Source organism: Ligilactobacillus ubinensis (assembly GCF_024160875.1).
Taxonomy (GTDB): Bacteria; Bacillota; Bacilli; order Lactobacillales; family Lactobacillaceae; genus Ligilactobacillus; species Ligilactobacillus ubinensis.
In genome coordinates, this window is the sequence record NZ_JAIULA010000026.1 from 1 (window position 1) to 15728 (window position 15728).

The following is a 15728-nucleotide window of genomic DNA, read 5'->3' on the forward strand; positions in this document are numbered from 1 at the left end:
CACCTACATTTTAAATCTTATGGGGGGCGTTTTGGTTTAACCGTTTGCTTTTCCACCCGCAAAGCAGGTGGTTTTTTATTTCGCACGCAAGCGAGCTCAACTAGATCTAAAGACAAAATAAGTAAGAAAGCACTTAGCTAAAACGCTAGGTGCTGTTTATTTGGAAAAAGTAAGTGAGTAGATTGCATGGGATGTTAGGGCTAGGTTGGGACGAGTGGGCTTCAATCACAGTTATAATTGGATCAGTATTCGGCGCTTTTGGTTTTATAGGAAGAAACCTTTTAAAAAAATATGAAAAAGAACCAATGGAAGGTATTCGTAAGGACTTAAAAACAGTGAATGATGCACAAAAAGAGAATATTAATGCTCTTGAAAAACGTGAAGCTCAACAAGATAAATTGCTTGATCAACATGATAAGATGCTGCTCGAGCACAATTTGAAAATTACTGATTTGGAGGAAAAAGTGAAATGAAGAAATTTAAAAAGATGTTAGCGGCTAATATTGATAAGCCAAGCTTTTGGGTTCAGTTAGCTACATTTATGATTGTACTGTTTGTGCTGATTGCTAAATATGGTTTCCATGTTATTTTTAGTCAATCGGATGTTATTATTATTGGTTTGCTACTCAGTTCAGCGTTGGGCTTTGCTGGTAGTTTTACCGGAAACAAGGCACTAACTGAAGCTTCAAAGTCAGTCGATACATCTGGAATCGAAAAGAAAATTGATGATATTAGTGCAGTGGTGGATAAATTAACTGCAGACAAGAAAGATTCTAAAGCTAATTCGCTTGGAATTATTTTGGATAAAGATGCGAATATCGTTGGAAATGATACACCAAATAAGGAGGTTTAATTAATGAAGAAACTAATCGGAGTAGGGGTAGCAGCTGCTATTCTTTTTTTATGTACTCAATTAGCTTCAGCTGACACTCTGCCAGTTTATGATATATCAGAATGGCAAGGTCAGAAAACGGAGCAACAATTTAAAAATGTTAAATCGGAAGTTTCCGGATTAATTATCCGTCAGCAATACGGCTCAAACTACATTGACAAATACGCTTCATATAATACTTCAATGGCTGACAAAGTCGGTGTTCCGTACGGACAATATGCTTATGCGCGTTTTATTTCTGCAGATGATGCTCGTCAGGAAGCTAAGGATTTTTATAATCGTTCTAATAAAAATGCAAAGTTCTATGTGTTAGATTTTGAAGAAAATACAGTCAAGTATGGTATTACTCAAGCGGCAGTGCAAGCTTGGTTAGATGAGATGAAGTCATTGACTAATAAACACGTAGTCTTTTATTCGTATAGAAATTTTGCTGATTCTTATGTTGGTCAATCGCTGATTGATAAATTTGATGGTTATTGGCTAGCAGCATACCAGGGTGCTTGGCCCAACCCACGAAATTATGATATGTGGCAAAATAAAGATAATAAATCTTCGGTAGCTTTTGCAACATCACTGGATAGTTCGTTAGTTGACACTAATCGAAAATCTGTATCCTGGTGGTTTGGGTCTGAAGCTAAAACACAAAATAATAAACTTAATAATGATACACGCAAACAAGGTTTTGATGTTGGCCAAACTATTACCTTAAAACAATCAGCAATAAAATGGTATCAACCTAGAGTAAATATTGCGAGTTACGCGAAAGGTCAAACATACACGATTAAAGATACGCAAGATTTAGTTTTAAGTAAGTCTAATCAGGCTGTTTTGCTTTATAAAGGAAGTACACCGATGGGCTGGGCCTTAGCACAAGATATACAGCTGACTAGTTCGAATATATCTAGCACGTCAAGTGGAACGTACACCGTAAAGTCCGGTGATTCTTGGTGGGCGATTGCAAATAGATACAGTATTAATATGTACACTTTGGCTAATTTAAATGGTAAGAGTATTTACTCAACCATTTATCCTGGTCAAGTTCTGAAAATTAGCAAGTCTGAAACAACAAGTTCAAAAGTTTACTACACAGTCAAAAAGGGTGATACTGTTTCAAGTATTGCTAACAAATATGGCGTTTCTATTAACCAGATTAAGAATTTATCTGGGCTAAAGAATACAGACTATATTTATGTTGGCCAGTCATTGAGAGTAAAATAAGTAAGAATAAAGCCTCACTCCTTAATTGGGGTGGGGCTTTTTTGTGTACTTAATTTTGGGTTTGTGCAGCATCTACATATTCTTTTGCATTAGATGCAGCGGAAAGTTGCCAGGTTAAAGTACTGTTATCAGAATACGTTTCAGTAGTAGTACTAAAAATAGGAAAATTATTATTTATTGAATAGTTAAAAGTAATATCTCCTATTGTGATAGTGGTGTTAGTTATTGAGTAATATTGTGAATACGCTGACTGCATAGACATTACTCGAACCTCTGAATCGTTTAAAATATATCCAAGTTTAGAATTATCATGCGCTGTGTTTTGCGGAGCCTTATTTTCGTTCATCGCTTGGCCAACGGGCTCGCCATTATAGAGAATAGGCCCAATTGAAAAGCCATCTGCTAGGAACTTTTTTACAATGTCGATATTATCAACTGAACTTGTGGTTTCACTAGGGCTAGATGCGGACGCTTGATCGTTCTTTGTTGCATTACTAGAATAAGAAGATGATGTATCTGAATTTGAAGAAACTCTTTTTGACCCCTTCACTTTTTTTGTTTTGCTAGTATTAATAGAAGAAAGATTTGAATTATGACCTCTTGAAATAAAAAAAGATGAAATAGTTATAATTATTACTAATCCAATGATGATTGATATAATAACTAGATACTTATATCTTTTAGTAGAATTTTGATCGAAGTGCTTTTTTGACATTTATTACTCCCCCAAAGTTTGAATCTAAATATGTACGTCTTTTAATGAAATATTTTCTTTGCCAGATATTTCAAAAAGTTCGTTACACCATCCCAATTTACTATTATTTAGACTATTGCGTGTTACGATAAAAACTGCTACTAATGCAGTAATAATCGCTAAAGTATATCCCCCTTTTTATATAAGAATACTACGATACTATTATAAAACAGTATCAGATATTTCACGAAAATTTTAATATTTAGAAAAAAATAAAAACGTGTTCTTTCTATAATAAATAAGATTTGTATACACTGATGCTATTAAGTCTATAAATTTTATTTTTGTTGAATAATATTGATAAAGGTTGCTAAAATGTTAGTGGGGTGATAAAAATGTTTTTAGATTTGAAACAACAGAAGAAATTACGTTACGCAATTTTAAAAAGAGTATCAAATGGCGAAAATAGTTTATATGCCAAAGATTTTGGAATAGAAACAGATAATTTTGTGAAAGTTATTAAGTCATTAGAAATTTTGGGGTATATACAAAATAGTGATTTTTATCTTGATGGTGAGTTCGAAACAACCGATGCGGTTATAACCGAGCAAGGCGAGCAATTTTTAAAAGATAATTCGGCGTGGGGTAAGTTAGTAAATGGTTTTAAAAAGATTGTTAAGCTAAATAATTCTTTGAAATAACTTTCTATTATATGTAATAATAAGCCAAATATGTTAGTCATTATACATTAGTTAGTCAAAAATTATAAATTTGACTAACTTTTTTGTTATCTAGGTAAGTCATTGACTAACTTTAAGTTCTGTTTCTATCCTTTTCGGTATATTTTAGACTTCGATTATAAAATAAAAACGCCACATAATAAGAATGTGACGTTCTAAAACTATCTAAAACGGAATGGTAAGGAGAGTACAGGATTTGAACCTGCGCGCCGGTATAAGCCGGTTCGCCGGATTTCGAGTCCGGTGCATTACCACTCTGCCAACTCTCCACAACATTACTTATTATATCAAATAATAGATAATATGCAAATTTTTTTTATAAGTAAGCATTTAGATAATTTTGACAATAATATCACAGAAAAGAAAACAATAATTAAATTGTATTTTAGCTCACATATGTTGAATTTATAGATTTTTTAATTTAATTAAAAGTTGATTTTTTATTAAAACGATATATACTCAACTGTAAACTTAATGATTGTGTTAAAGTTACTAAGAAATGAAAAAATTAAAGATTCTATAGCAAATTATCTGGTATTAGGAGTTGATTGTGTGCAATCACAAAATAAAAAAAGTTTTCTATGGGGTTATCTAATAACTCTAGGTATTGTTTATGGAGATATCGGTACTTCACCACTATATGTTATGAACGCGTTGATAAGTGATGCAGGTGGAGTTAAATATTTAACTAAGGACTATATATTAGGTGGATTATCCTTAATTTTTTGGACTTTAATGTTAATGACTACAGTTAAATATGTCTTGATAGTACTAAAGGCAGATAATCATGGTGAAGGTGGTATCTTTTCACTATATTCATTGGTAAAAAATGTAAAAGCATGGTTAATTATTCCAGCATTAATAGGGGGAGCAGCTCTATTAGCTGATGGAACACTTACTCCAGCTGTTACTATTACTAGTGCAATTGAAGGTTTAAAGGGTGTAAAATTTAATGGAGATGTTTTGGTTAATAGTCAAACAGAAGTGGTTGTAGCAGTTGCATTAATTTTAGTAGCTCTTTTTTCAATTCAGCGATATGGAACTAGTTTTATCGGTAAAGCATTTGGACCATTGATGTTGGTATGGTTTCTTTTTTTACTTATTTTTGGAGTAACTAATTTGATCTCTGCACCTGAGGTTTTAATAGCTTTGTCACCGGTTTATGCAATTAAAATGCTCTTTTTACCGGCAAATAAGATAGGTATTTTTATTTTGGGAAGCATTTTTCTAGCAACAACAGGAGCAGAAGCTTTATACTCAGACATTGGACATGTAGGTCGTCGCAATATTTATGGAACATGGCCATTTGTATGTGTCGCATTACTTTTAAATTATTTTGGGCAAGGTGCATATCTTCTTACGCATTTAGAGAGTTTTCAAAATAGCACAGCAATTATTAATCCGTTTTATGAAATGTTACCAACAAGTACTTATTTATTTGGAGTGGTTATAGCTACAATAGCTGCTATTATTGCATCTCAAGCTTTAATCACCGGTTCATTTACTTTAGTTGAAGAAGCAGTTGGATTGAAGATTCTTCCACGAGTTAAGGTGAAACATCCAGCGATATCAAAGGGACAAATATATATTAGTTCAATTAATTGGTCATTATTTGTATGTACCATGGCAGTACTTTTGTATTTTCAAACATCTGAACACATGGAAGCTGCGTATGGGCTAGCAATCACAGTTACAATGCTAATGACAACCGTTTTGTTATATCATTACTTGACAGATAAATGGAATAAAATTGCAGCATTGACGACAGCGGTTTTCTTTAGTATCATTGAGAGTATTTTTTTAATTGCTAGTTTAAGTAAATTTGTGCATGGAGGCTATGTAACAGCTATAATTATGAGTATAATTTTGGCTATTATGGTTATTTGGTTTTATGGTAATCGTGTGCGTGATCGTTATCAAGATAAATCTGAAAAAGTCTCATTATTAGATTACCGAGATACTTTACAAAAGTTATCTAATGATGAAAAACAGCAAATGTATATTGATAATTTAGTGTTGTTGGCACATGTCGATAAATATGATTACACGATAAAACGCGAAATTATTTATTCTATTTTAGATAAGCATCCGAAACGTGCGAAAGTATATTGGTTTGTTACTGTGAATACGATTGATGATCCATATGCTCGGTATTATACGGTTGATATGATGGATACAAACAATATTGTTAGTTTACAACTATATTTTGGATTTAAAGCTAAGCAAAGTATTAATTTATATTTGTATCAAATTGTCAATGATTTAATGTCTAAAGGAATTATTGATGAACAGCCACAAAGCTATACTACAACACCGGGAAGAACAGTAGGAGATTTTTGTTTTATTTTAACGCAAGAGCTTTTATCGCCGAATACACGAATTCCTAAATGGGCAAAAAATTTAATTTCAGCACGTATTTTTATACAGAATCATAGTACCAATGCTGTGGACTGGTTTGGACTGGAGTTTAGTGATGTGGAGATAGAAAAAGTTCCTCTATTTCTAAAAAGACGTGTCATTCCACCTATTCAACAACGTGAATTAAGAAATTTGAAATAAATTTAATAAATGCTTTGGATGGACGAACACGATATAGGTTTGTTAATATAATTAGGAATAAAATGGAGGAATATGGTGATGGAAATTAATAAGGTTATTAAGTCCACAAGTAATCAGCAAGTTAAGGAATGGAAAAAGCTTAAGGCTAAAAAAGAACGAGTGAAACAAAATAAATATGTGCTTGAAGGTTGGCATTTAGTTAAAGAAGCAATGCAAGCTAATGAGATTATTGAGACCCTACTAATAACACCTGAATTTAAGTATATTGATGAAATCGAATTAACTGATGAAGAAATTGAAGTAATTGAAATTTATCCTGAAATAGCTAAGCAACTTAGTGATACACCAAGTCCTCAAGGAATATTTGCAATTGTGCTAATACAAAAAGAATTAGAGGTTAATCCAGCTTTAGTTGATGGAGCATGGCTACTGTTAGATAGAGTACAAGATCCTGGAAACATAGGTACAATGGTAAGGACTGCAGATGCTGCCGGATTTGCTGGTGTTATTTTTGGAGATGGCAGTGCTGATATCTATCAACCTAAAGTTGTACGCGCAATGCAAGGAAGTCAATTTCATATAAAATTAATAAGTGGTGATTTGATTCCCTGGATTGAGGCATTTAAAGAAAAAAGTTATCCTATTTTTGGCAGTGAGTTAAATGAAAAGGCACGACCATATGATCAAGTTGGTAGGCATCAGAACTTCGCTTTAATTATGGGTAATGAAGGTAATGGAATGGCTAAACAACATTTAGAACAAACTTCTTTGAACTTATATATTCCTATTAAAGGTAGGGCAGAATCTTTAAATGTAGCTGTTGCAGCAGGTATTTTGATGTTTCAGTTACATGAATAGTTGAATAATTTAATTTTTTCTAATGTTTAGATTATAATATTCATAATTTGGTTGCAAGAAAATGTATTTGTTGTAAAATATAGTTAATTAAATAATAGTGGTATGCAAAGATGGTTAGTAGTTTAAGAATAGAGGTAAAAGTCTTATATGTTAAAAGAAACATGGCGTAATGATCAAGAATATATGAGCTATGTTGGTGATTTATTAGCAAAACAAGAAGTTCAAAAGCTAGCTAATTATACTCAACATCACTTTTCAACACGGCTACAACACGTAATTACAGTTTCTTACTTGAGCTATCGTTTAGCTAAACGATTTAATTTGAATGCAAAAGCAACTGCACGTGCAGGCTTGTTACATGATTTATTTTATTATGATTGGCGTGTTACTAAGTTTGATCGAGGTACACATGCGTGGATTCATCCACGGATTGCGGTGCGAAATGCTGAGAAAATAACGACATTAACCCCTCTCGAAAAGGATATTATAATACATCATATGTTTGGGGCAACCTTATGTCCACCCAAGTCGAAGGAAGGCTTTATTGTTACATGTGTAGACAAGTACTCTGCAACTGCAGAATATAGTGAGCATCTTTTACAAGAAGTTGAAAATAAGGCTTTTTCCTTTGCAAAAGTAAGTAAATGAGTGTATGCTACTAGTAGACGCTAGAGTATTTTCTTAAAAGATCTATTGGCTTTAGTGCTAATAGATTTTTTATTTTAATATGCATGAGCAATAATGTTAAGGGGGTGAGTAGATGTCAATCGAAGTTCAAATGACACCAGATTTTAAGTTGTGTCCGAAGTTTGAAAAAACATTTAGCATTTTAGGTAAAAAATGGAATGGCTTAATCATAGAAGTGTTGCTTAATGAAGGCCCACAACGGTTTAAAGATTTAGCTGCTAAGGTCGATAAATGTAGTGATCGCGTTTTAGTTGAACGTTTGAAGGAGCTAGAAAATGACGGTTTGCTAGAACGTGTCCCCCAAACCGATAGCTGTAGAATTTTGTATGAATTAACAGAACAAGGCGAAGATTTACGTAATATCATGGATGCAATACATTCTTGGGCTGAAAAATGGTATTCATTAAAAGATTGCCAATAAATTCTTGACGAATTAAAAGTTTCAGCATAGACTTAATGTAATAACTAAAAAACGGAGACGGAAATTAGTAGGTAGGGCGTTGATACAGAGAGAAGTCAGTTACTGGAAAGACTTTATCAATAAGCTATTGAATTTCACTTCCTGAGTTGCTGCTACGAGATTTTAAGTTAAGTTGCAGATCGGTTTCATGCCCGTTAGATGCATGACTAAGAGTTATTGATAAAGTGTATATTATCAATAAAACAAGGGTGGTACCGCGATGCCTCGTCCCTTTTTAGGGAGGAGGCTTTTTTATTTGTTTAGAAGTTATTATTTCATATTGAGAAGGAAGGAAACTTGAGGTATGGACTTAAGAGAAAAGCTTGAAGAAATCAAACAAAAGAGTCTTAAAAATATCCAGAAAGCACAAGATCCTAATACTATTAATGATATTCGAGTTGAATTATTAGGGAAAAAAGGTGCTATAACTGAAGTTCTAAGAGGAATGCGTGATTTAACACCAGAAGAGCGTCCTAAGGTAGGCAGTTTTGCTAATTCAATTAGAGATGAACTTAATCAGGCAATTTCCAAGCGTAATGAAATGTTAGAGATTGATAGAACTGCTAAAAAATTAGAGAAAGAAACAATTGATGTGACATTACCAGGGGTCCCTGTAAATGCAGGTCAGCCACATATTTTGATGCAAGTCATCGATAAAATTGAAAAGTTATTTTTAGGAATGGGCTATGAAATCGTTGATGGTCCAGAAGTAGAAGAGGACCACTATAACTTTGAAATGTTAAATTTGCCAAAGGATCATCCAGCCCGTGATATGCAAGATACTTTTTACATTACGCAACAGATTTTAATGCGAACGCAGACATCTCCTGTACAAGCACGGACAATGGAAGTTCATGATTTTTCTAAGGGACCATTAAAGATGATTTCGCCAGGTAAAGTCTATCGACGGGATACTGATGATGCAACGCACTCACATCAATTTCATCAAGTTGAAGGACTGGTAATTGATAAGCATATTACAATGGCAGATTTGAAAGGGACTTTAGAGTTGGTTGCCAAAACACTTTTTGGAAAAGAACGTGAAATTAGAATGCGTCCAAGCTATTTCCCATTTACAGAACCATCAGCTGAAGTTGATGTATCATGCTTTAAATGTGGTGGCGAAGGCTGCGCAGTTTGTAAGCAAAGTGGTTGGATTGAAGTTTTAGGTGCCGGTATGGTGCATCCTAATGTATTAAAAATGGCCGGAATTGATGCAGATATCTATGGTGGATTTGCTTTTGGATTAGGACCAGATAGATTTGCAATGCTTAAATATGGTGTTGATGATATTCGTGAGTTTTACTTAAACGATATCCGTTTTTTAAGACAATTTTCTCAGAAGGGATAGTAAATACATGAAAGTTTCAACAAAATGGTTAAATGAATATGTACCTGTGATTGATCTTGATCGCAGTGTACTTGCTGAAAAAATAGCGCGGACTGCTGTTGAGGTTGACGATGACTATCGTTTAGATGAAGGATTAAAGAAGGTTGTTGTTGGTCATGTTCTAAGTATGGAACCACATCCAGATTCAGATCATCTAAATATTTGTCAAGTGGATGTTGGTGAGGCAGAACCATATCAAATAGTTTGTGGTGCTCCCAATATCAATAGTAATATGAATGTTATTGTTGCTTTGCCGAATTCATGGATCGGAAATCACACTAAGATTAAAAAAAGTAAAATGCGTGGTATTGTTTCCATGGGAATGATTTGTTCATTACAAGAATTAGGCTTTTCTGATAGCGTAGTACCTAAAAAATACGCAGATGGAATCTATATTCTTCCCTCAGATGCAGTACCTGGACAAACAATATTTTCATATCTAGGAATGGATGAAAATATTATCGACATTGATATTACACCTAATCGAGCTGACTTGTTAAGTATGCGTGGTGTAGCCAATGAGATTGGTGCTATTTATAATCATAATGTAAAATTACCACATCCTGTTATAAGTGAAACAACAGAAGATGAGATTAATAACTATTTAACAAAAGTTAGTGCACCAGCAAATCTTGCTCCAACATATATGATGCGAATTATTAAAGATGTTAAAATTAAAGAGAGTCCCCTTTGGTTGCAAGCTCGGTTATGGAATGCAGGAATTAGGCCTTTAAATAATGTAGTAGATGTAACAAACTATATATTACTTGATTATGGTCAACCTCTACATTCATTTGATTACAATAAGATGGGTAGTAAGCAAATTATTGTTCGCTTAGCAAATGAAGGTGAAGAGCTCGTGACTTTAGATGGTGAAAAACGTCTACTTAAGGACACCGATATTGTAGTAACAAATGGAGATAAGCCAGTGGCTTTAGCTGGTGTAATGGGCGGATTAAATACAGAAATTGATTCTAACTCAACATTAATAGCTTTGGAATCAGCTGTTTTTAATCCAAGTAAAATTAGAAAAACATCGCGTAGAGAAAACTTACACAGTGAAGCTTCTATGCGTTTTGAAAGAGGCATTAACGTTGCAACCGTTGGTGAAGCCCTGGATGCTGCTGCACAAATGATAGCAGAATTAGGTGATGGACAGGTAGTTGCAAATGCAATCAAAGTCAATGAAATTTCGACAAATGATAGAATTGTTGAAATAACAACAACTAAAATTAATGCCACTTTAGGAACTAATTTAACAGAAAATGTTATTAAAGATATCTTTGAACGTTTAGGCTTTGGTGTACAACTAGAATCAGGAACATTTAAAGTTGCGGTTCCGGTTAGACGATGGGATATTGAAGTTGCTGCTGATTTGATTGAAGAAGTTGCGCGGTTGTATGGATATGATAATTTACCGACTACATTACCCACAGGACCGACAACGCCAGGACACTATACAGATAAACAAAGATTGATCCGTCAAACATGCGCTTTAATGGAGAGCGCTGGATTATCACAAGCAATTTCTTATGGACTAACAACTAAAGCTAAAGCACAACGCTTTACTTTAGAAAAAGCCAAAACAACAGAATTGGATTTTCCAATGAGTACGGAACATACAACAGTGCGTATGAACTTGGTAAGTGGTTTATTAGATGATATTGCGTATAATGCTGCACATAAAAACAACGATGTCGCTTTATATGAACAGGGACGGGTCTTTTTTAGAGATGATCAAAATGATCGTCCTCGTGAAGTTGAACATTTAGCAGGTGCTATCACAGGTTTATTTAATCAAGCTACATGGCATGATAGTAAGACAGTTGTTGATTTTTATTTGACAAAAGGTATTGTAGATTATTTATTTAAAGAACTTGGCTTAGAAAACGTTAAGTATGTTGCTACTAATGCGCATGAAGAAATGCATCCAGGTAGAACAGCAGACATCTATATAGGTGGTGAACTAGTAGGGTTTATTGGAGAAGTTCACCCTAATATTCTAAAAGAGTATCACCTAGGAAAAACATATGTGTTTGAACTTGATTTGCAAAAATTAATTGATATGGATAAGAAAGAACAAATATATCAACCTATTTCTAAATATCCAAAGGTAACACGAGATATCGCTATGGCTGTAGATAAATCTATTTCAAATGCTGCAATAATTGATTGTATTAAGCAAAATGGTGGCAAATATTTGACGGATGTTACTTTATTTGATGTATATGAAGGAGAACATGTTGCGAAATCAGTTAAATCATTAGCTTATAAATTAATATTTAATAATCCAGAAGCTACTTTAAAGGATGCAGAAGTAACAGAGGCATTTAATGAAGTCGTTGAAGAGTTAAAGAAGAAATTTAAGATAGCAATAAGATAGTTATAAATAAAACTGACAACTAAACGAATTAAGAAAGATCAAGTGTGGTATAAACATATGATATGTATTTTGAAAAGATGAAGTATTTTTTCAAAATTACACATCAGTGCACTTGGTCTTTTTTAAAATTATAGATTAGTTAATCTAATGTTTATTGCAGCCTACTATTCAATGGAGTATAATGTAACAGATAGAATTTTCCGCTAATTAAAAAGGAGGAAAAATAGTTGGATGACGAAAAAAAAGATATAAAAAATAGTGAGGATGACATATCTTCGCATGAACATGATAATAATGACGGAAAAAAATTAGATAGTTCTAAAAAAGAAGTAACATCTGAAAAGGATACGACAAACTCAGAAGAAAAAGATACATCTACTAAGAATGAAGAAGAAACAAGAATATCGGAAATCAAAGATGAAGAAAGCAATAAAACATTAACTGGTACATATCGAGAGTTTCCCCCACGTAGTAAAAAGAATAAGGATCATGTTGAGCGTGCTCCTAAAAAAGCTCGTCGGCTTGTTGTTGGAGTTGTAATTTTAATTTTAGCCTTAATCTCTTTAGTTGGTGGTATTGGATACCATTATGTAAAAGAGTCGTTGCAACCTCTAAGTCAAACTTCAACTAAAGAAATTCAAGTTAAGATTCCAATTGGTAGTACAAACAAAGAAATAGGTGCAATTTTAGAGAAAAACCATGTTATTAAAAGTGGTGTTGTTTTTGATTACTATGTGCGCACAAAAAAATTTGATAGTTTTAAAGCAGGATACTATTTGTTGAAGTCATCAATGACGTTGACACAAATAGCACATCACTTAGAAGTAGGTGGATCTTCGACACCGTTGATTAATACTGGAAAAGTGTTAGTTAAAGAAGGAGTAACGGCAGCTGAAATTGGAACAGTAGTTCAGCAAAACACTCGTTTTTCTAAAAAAGCTTTTTTGAAAATGTTGAATAATCAAAGCTTTATAAACGCTCTGGAAAAGAAATATCCAGAATTACTTAGTTCGGCAGTAAGTGCTACTAATACACGGTATAAGTTAGAAGGCTATTTATATCCAGCAACATATACAGTAACAAAAAAGACAACGTTGAAAAATCTAATACTACAAATGGTGATGAAAACAAATCAGGTTATTAGTCCATACTATAGTGAAATTTCAAGTAAAGGATATACGGTGCAAAAAGTGTTAACCCTTGCTTCATTAGTTGAGCGAGAAGGTGTTACTAATAGTGATCGCCGTAAAATAGCAGGTGTATTTTTAAATAGATTAGATAAAAATATGATGTTACAAACTGATATTTCAGTATTATATGCTTTAAATACTTCAAAAACTACGGTGACATATAAGGATTTGAAGTATGCGTCGCCGTATAACTTATACTTACACACAGGTGTTGGTCCTGGACCGTTTAATAATCCTAGTTTAAATTCTATAAAAGCTGTTTTAGATCCAGCTGATAGAGATAAGGATTACTTATATTTTGTAGCTAATACAAAGACAGGTAAAGTATATTACGCTACCACATATGCTGAACATCAAGCAAATATAAAGAAAATTAAGAATGAAAATTCAAATTAACTTATCTATATAATTAAGGAGACTTAGCTTTTATGTTAAAAAATGCAACTAAGAATCGTCCTATCATAATTGGAGTAACAGGAGGGTCTGGTAGTGGAAAAACAAGTGTTTCTCAAGCTATTTTTAAACAATTACATGGACATTCATTATTGATGTTACAAGAAGATTCTTATTATAAGGATCAGGATGAAAAATCAATGGATGAACGCGTAAAAGTTAATTATGACCATCCAGATGCATTTGATACGGATTTGTTAATTGAACAAATTAATGATTTACTTGATTGGAAGAAAATCGAAGTACCAGTTTATGATTATGCTGCTCATACTAGAAGTAATGAAGTAATTATTAAGGATCCAAAAGAAGTCATTATTGTGGAAGGAATCTTAGTTCTAAATGACCCACGATTACGTGATTTAATGGATATAAAGATTTTTGTGGATACAGATGATGATATACGTATTATTCGGCGCATTCAAAGAGATATTGAAGAACGAGGACGCTCGTTACAGTCAGTTATCAATCAATATCTTGCAACTGTTAAGCCAATGTACCATCAATTTATCGAACCAACTAAGCGTTATGCAGATATTATTGTTCCTGAAGGCGGTGAAAACCAAGTAGCGATAGATTTATTGGTGACTAAGGTTCGCGATATTATTAGTAGCTAAATATAAATTAATAGAGATTAAGTAGTTAATGGAATTTAATGAGGTGTAAAAATGGCAAATGAAAAAAAATTTCCAATGACCCTAGAAGGTAAGGAAAAACTAGAAAAAGAATTAGAGTATTTAAAAACGGAAAAAAGAGCAGAGATTATTAAAAGGATTCAGATTGCGCGTTCATTCGGAGACTTATCAGAAAACTCTGAATATGAAGCTGCAAAAGATGAGCAAGCTTTTGTAGAAGGCCGCGTTAAAGAAGTTGAAAATATGTTAAACTATGCTGAAATTATTGATAATGGTTCAATTGCAAAAGATGAAGTTGCTGTTGGTAAGACAGTTACATTCAAAGAAGATGATGATGAACCTGAAACATATCAAATTGTGGGTGCAGCTGAAGCAGATGCAATTTCTGGTAAAATTTCGAATGAATCTCCAATAGCAGCTGGTTTGATTGGACATAAACTGGGAGAAGATGTAACAATCGAAACGCCAGGTGGCGAAATGAAAGTTAAAATTATTGACGTTAAGTAGTGCTTTTGTTTGAGCTTAATAATTAGAGAATAAAAATAACATTAAAGATAGGATTAAGTCTGTTTTTAATGTTATTTTTTTTGATAAAGTATATGGTTCATTTACAAGGATAATTGCTTCATTTAGCTAAAAGGTGTATTCTATTTACATAAAGTAAGCAAGGAGCTGGTTTTTTTGGCTGAAAATAAATTTGTAGAAAAACAATTAACACATAAGACAATTCGTGCATTTAAGGAAAAAGAATTATCTCAAACACAATTGACGACATTGTTAGAAGTTGCAAGGCATACTTCAACCAGTTTATTTATGCAACAGTTTTCAGTGTTACATATAACAGATCCTGAAAAAAGAGCGGCAATTAGAAGTATTTCATCACAGAAATATGTAGGTGCAAATGGTGACTTATTTATTTTTATTGCAGATTTATATCGTAATCAACAAATTAGACGTCAATTAGGTAATGATGATGGGCGATTACACACAACTGATATTTTTTTGCAGGCCTATGAGGATACGGTTTTAGCTGTACAAAATGTATTGAACGCTGCAGAAAGTATGGGATTAGGGGGTGTTATTTTAGGCTCAATTAATGATGATCCGCAAAAATTGATTAAAGTTCTTAATTTGCCAAAATTAACATATCCGGTATTAGGATTACAAATTGGTGTACCTGATCAGACTCCGCAGTTAAAGCCACGATTACCATTGGAATTAATGGCATTTGGAAATGAATATGATACAGATTTCAATTTGGATGATTTAAAAAATTATGATGAAATTGTCCAAACTTATTATGATTTACGGGATGCTAATAGGAGAATTGATTCTTTTTCCAAGCAGGTTAATGGTAATAAACTTAACAAGAAAAATACAAAGAGAGATGAGCAAGTTCTCGCACTTAAAAAGCAAGGATTATGCTTGGATTTTTAGGTAATAGAAGGATTAATTAGTTACAGAAACTTTTGATGTGGACACATGAAGAGCCTAGGATAAATGTCCTAGGCTCTTCGTCTCTCTATATATGATACAAAAACAAGTATTCAAGGGTAGTTATGCTTAACTCCT

15 protein-coding genes, 1 tRNA gene and 1 other annotated feature are annotated in these 15728 nt (G+C 33.1%); of the genes, 14 read left to right on the plus strand and 2 right to left on the minus strand.

From position 1 onward, the window contains the following. Positions 1 to 173 precede the first annotated feature (173 nt). The 3 genes from LB941_RS10655 to LB941_RS10665 are packed head-to-tail and all read left to right on the plus strand — an operon-like array spanning position 174 to position 2110. A complete protein-coding gene (locus LB941_RS10655) occupies positions 174 to 473 on the plus strand; it encodes a hypothetical protein (RefSeq protein ID WP_253361954.1) in 300 nt (99 codons plus the stop codon). Next, a complete protein-coding gene (locus LB941_RS10660) occupies positions 470 to 853 on the plus strand; it encodes a hypothetical protein (protein WP_253361955.1) in 384 nt (127 codons plus the stop codon). The genes LB941_RS10655 and LB941_RS10660 overlap by 4 nt, the downstream gene beginning before the upstream one ends. Positions 854 to 856: 3 nt before the next feature. Further along, positions 857 to 2110, plus strand: coding sequence for a LysM peptidoglycan-binding domain-containing protein (locus LB941_RS10665; protein ID WP_253361956.1), 1254 nt, complete (start codon positions 857 to 859; stop codon positions 2108 to 2110). Between the two features lie 49 nt (positions 2111 to 2159). On the opposite strand, the gene LB941_RS10670 is transcribed toward LB941_RS10665, so the two are convergent. Next, a complete protein-coding gene (locus LB941_RS10670) occupies positions 2160 to 2825 on the minus strand; it encodes a hypothetical protein (RefSeq protein WP_253361957.1) in 666 nt (221 codons plus the stop codon). Between the two features lie 374 nt (positions 2826 to 3199). Between LB941_RS10670 and LB941_RS10675 the strand changes: the two genes are divergently transcribed. Next, positions 3200 to 3505: a YjcQ family protein gene (locus tag LB941_RS10675; protein WP_253361958.1), complete on the plus strand. Its 306-nt coding sequence runs from the start codon at positions 3200 to 3202 to the stop codon at positions 3503 to 3505. Positions 3506 to 3725: 220 nt separating this feature from the next. Here LB941_RS10675 and LB941_RS10680 read toward each other — a convergent pair. Then, a tRNA-Ser gene (locus LB941_RS10680) sits at positions 3726 to 3813 on the minus strand. Positions 3814 to 4096: 283 nt separating this feature from the next. Here LB941_RS10680 and LB941_RS10685 point away from each other — a divergent pair. The 10 genes from LB941_RS10685 (at position 4097) to LB941_RS10730 (ending at position 15593) form a co-directional block, all read left to right on the plus strand. Beyond that, positions 4097 to 6103, plus strand: coding sequence for a KUP/HAK/KT family potassium transporter (locus tag LB941_RS10685; protein WP_275980032.1), 2007 nt, complete (start codon positions 4097 to 4099; stop codon positions 6101 to 6103). A 78-nt stretch (positions 6104 to 6181) separates the two neighbouring features. Next, positions 6182 to 6961 (plus strand): TrmH family RNA methyltransferase, encoded by a 780-nt coding sequence (locus LB941_RS10690; RefSeq protein WP_425270537.1) that lies wholly within the window; start codon positions 6182 to 6184, stop codon positions 6959 to 6961. A gap of 147 nt (positions 6962 to 7108) precedes the next feature. Next, on the plus strand, positions 7109 to 7609 hold the full coding sequence (locus LB941_RS10695) for an HD domain-containing protein (RefSeq protein WP_253361960.1): 501 nt from the start codon (positions 7109 to 7111) through the stop codon (positions 7607 to 7609). A gap of 112 nt (positions 7610 to 7721) precedes the next feature. Further along, on the plus strand, positions 7722 to 8069 hold the full coding sequence (locus tag LB941_RS10700) for a winged helix-turn-helix transcriptional regulator (protein WP_253361961.1): 348 nt from the start codon (positions 7722 to 7724) through the stop codon (positions 8067 to 8069). Positions 8070 to 8114: 45 nt separating this feature from the next. Beyond that, positions 8115 to 8344, plus strand: a binding site (T-box leader). A gap of 68 nt (positions 8345 to 8412) precedes the next feature. Next, a complete protein-coding gene (gene pheS / locus LB941_RS10705; RefSeq protein ID WP_253361962.1) occupies positions 8413 to 9459 on the plus strand; it encodes a phenylalanine--tRNA ligase subunit alpha in 1047 nt (348 codons plus the stop codon). A gap of 7 nt (positions 9460 to 9466) precedes the next feature. Further along, positions 9467 to 11881 (plus strand): phenylalanine--tRNA ligase subunit beta, encoded by a 2415-nt coding sequence (pheT, locus tag LB941_RS10710; RefSeq protein WP_253361963.1) that lies wholly within the window; start codon positions 9467 to 9469, stop codon positions 11879 to 11881. Positions 11882 to 12108: 227 nt separating this feature from the next. Then, positions 12109 to 13467, plus strand: coding sequence for an endolytic transglycosylase MltG (gene mltG, locus LB941_RS10715; protein WP_425270538.1), 1359 nt, complete (start codon positions 12109 to 12111; stop codon positions 13465 to 13467). Positions 13468 to 13499: 32 nt separating this feature from the next. Beyond that, complete coding sequence (gene udk / locus LB941_RS10720; RefSeq protein ID WP_253361964.1) at positions 13500 to 14138, plus strand: uridine kinase; 639 nt, start codon at positions 13500 to 13502, stop codon at positions 14136 to 14138. 51 nt (positions 14139 to 14189) lie between these two features. Further along, positions 14190 to 14663 carry a transcription elongation factor GreA gene (greA, locus tag LB941_RS10725; protein WP_253361965.1) on the plus strand — a complete coding sequence of 158 codons (474 nt, stop codon included), beginning with the start codon at positions 14190 to 14192 and terminating at the stop codon, positions 14661 to 14663. 174 nt (positions 14664 to 14837) lie between these two features. After that, positions 14838 to 15593 carry an NADPH-dependent oxidoreductase gene (locus tag LB941_RS10730; RefSeq protein WP_253361966.1) on the plus strand — a complete coding sequence of 252 codons (756 nt, stop codon included), beginning with the start codon at positions 14838 to 14840 and terminating at the stop codon, positions 15591 to 15593. Positions 15594 to 15728: the final 135 nt, after the last annotated feature.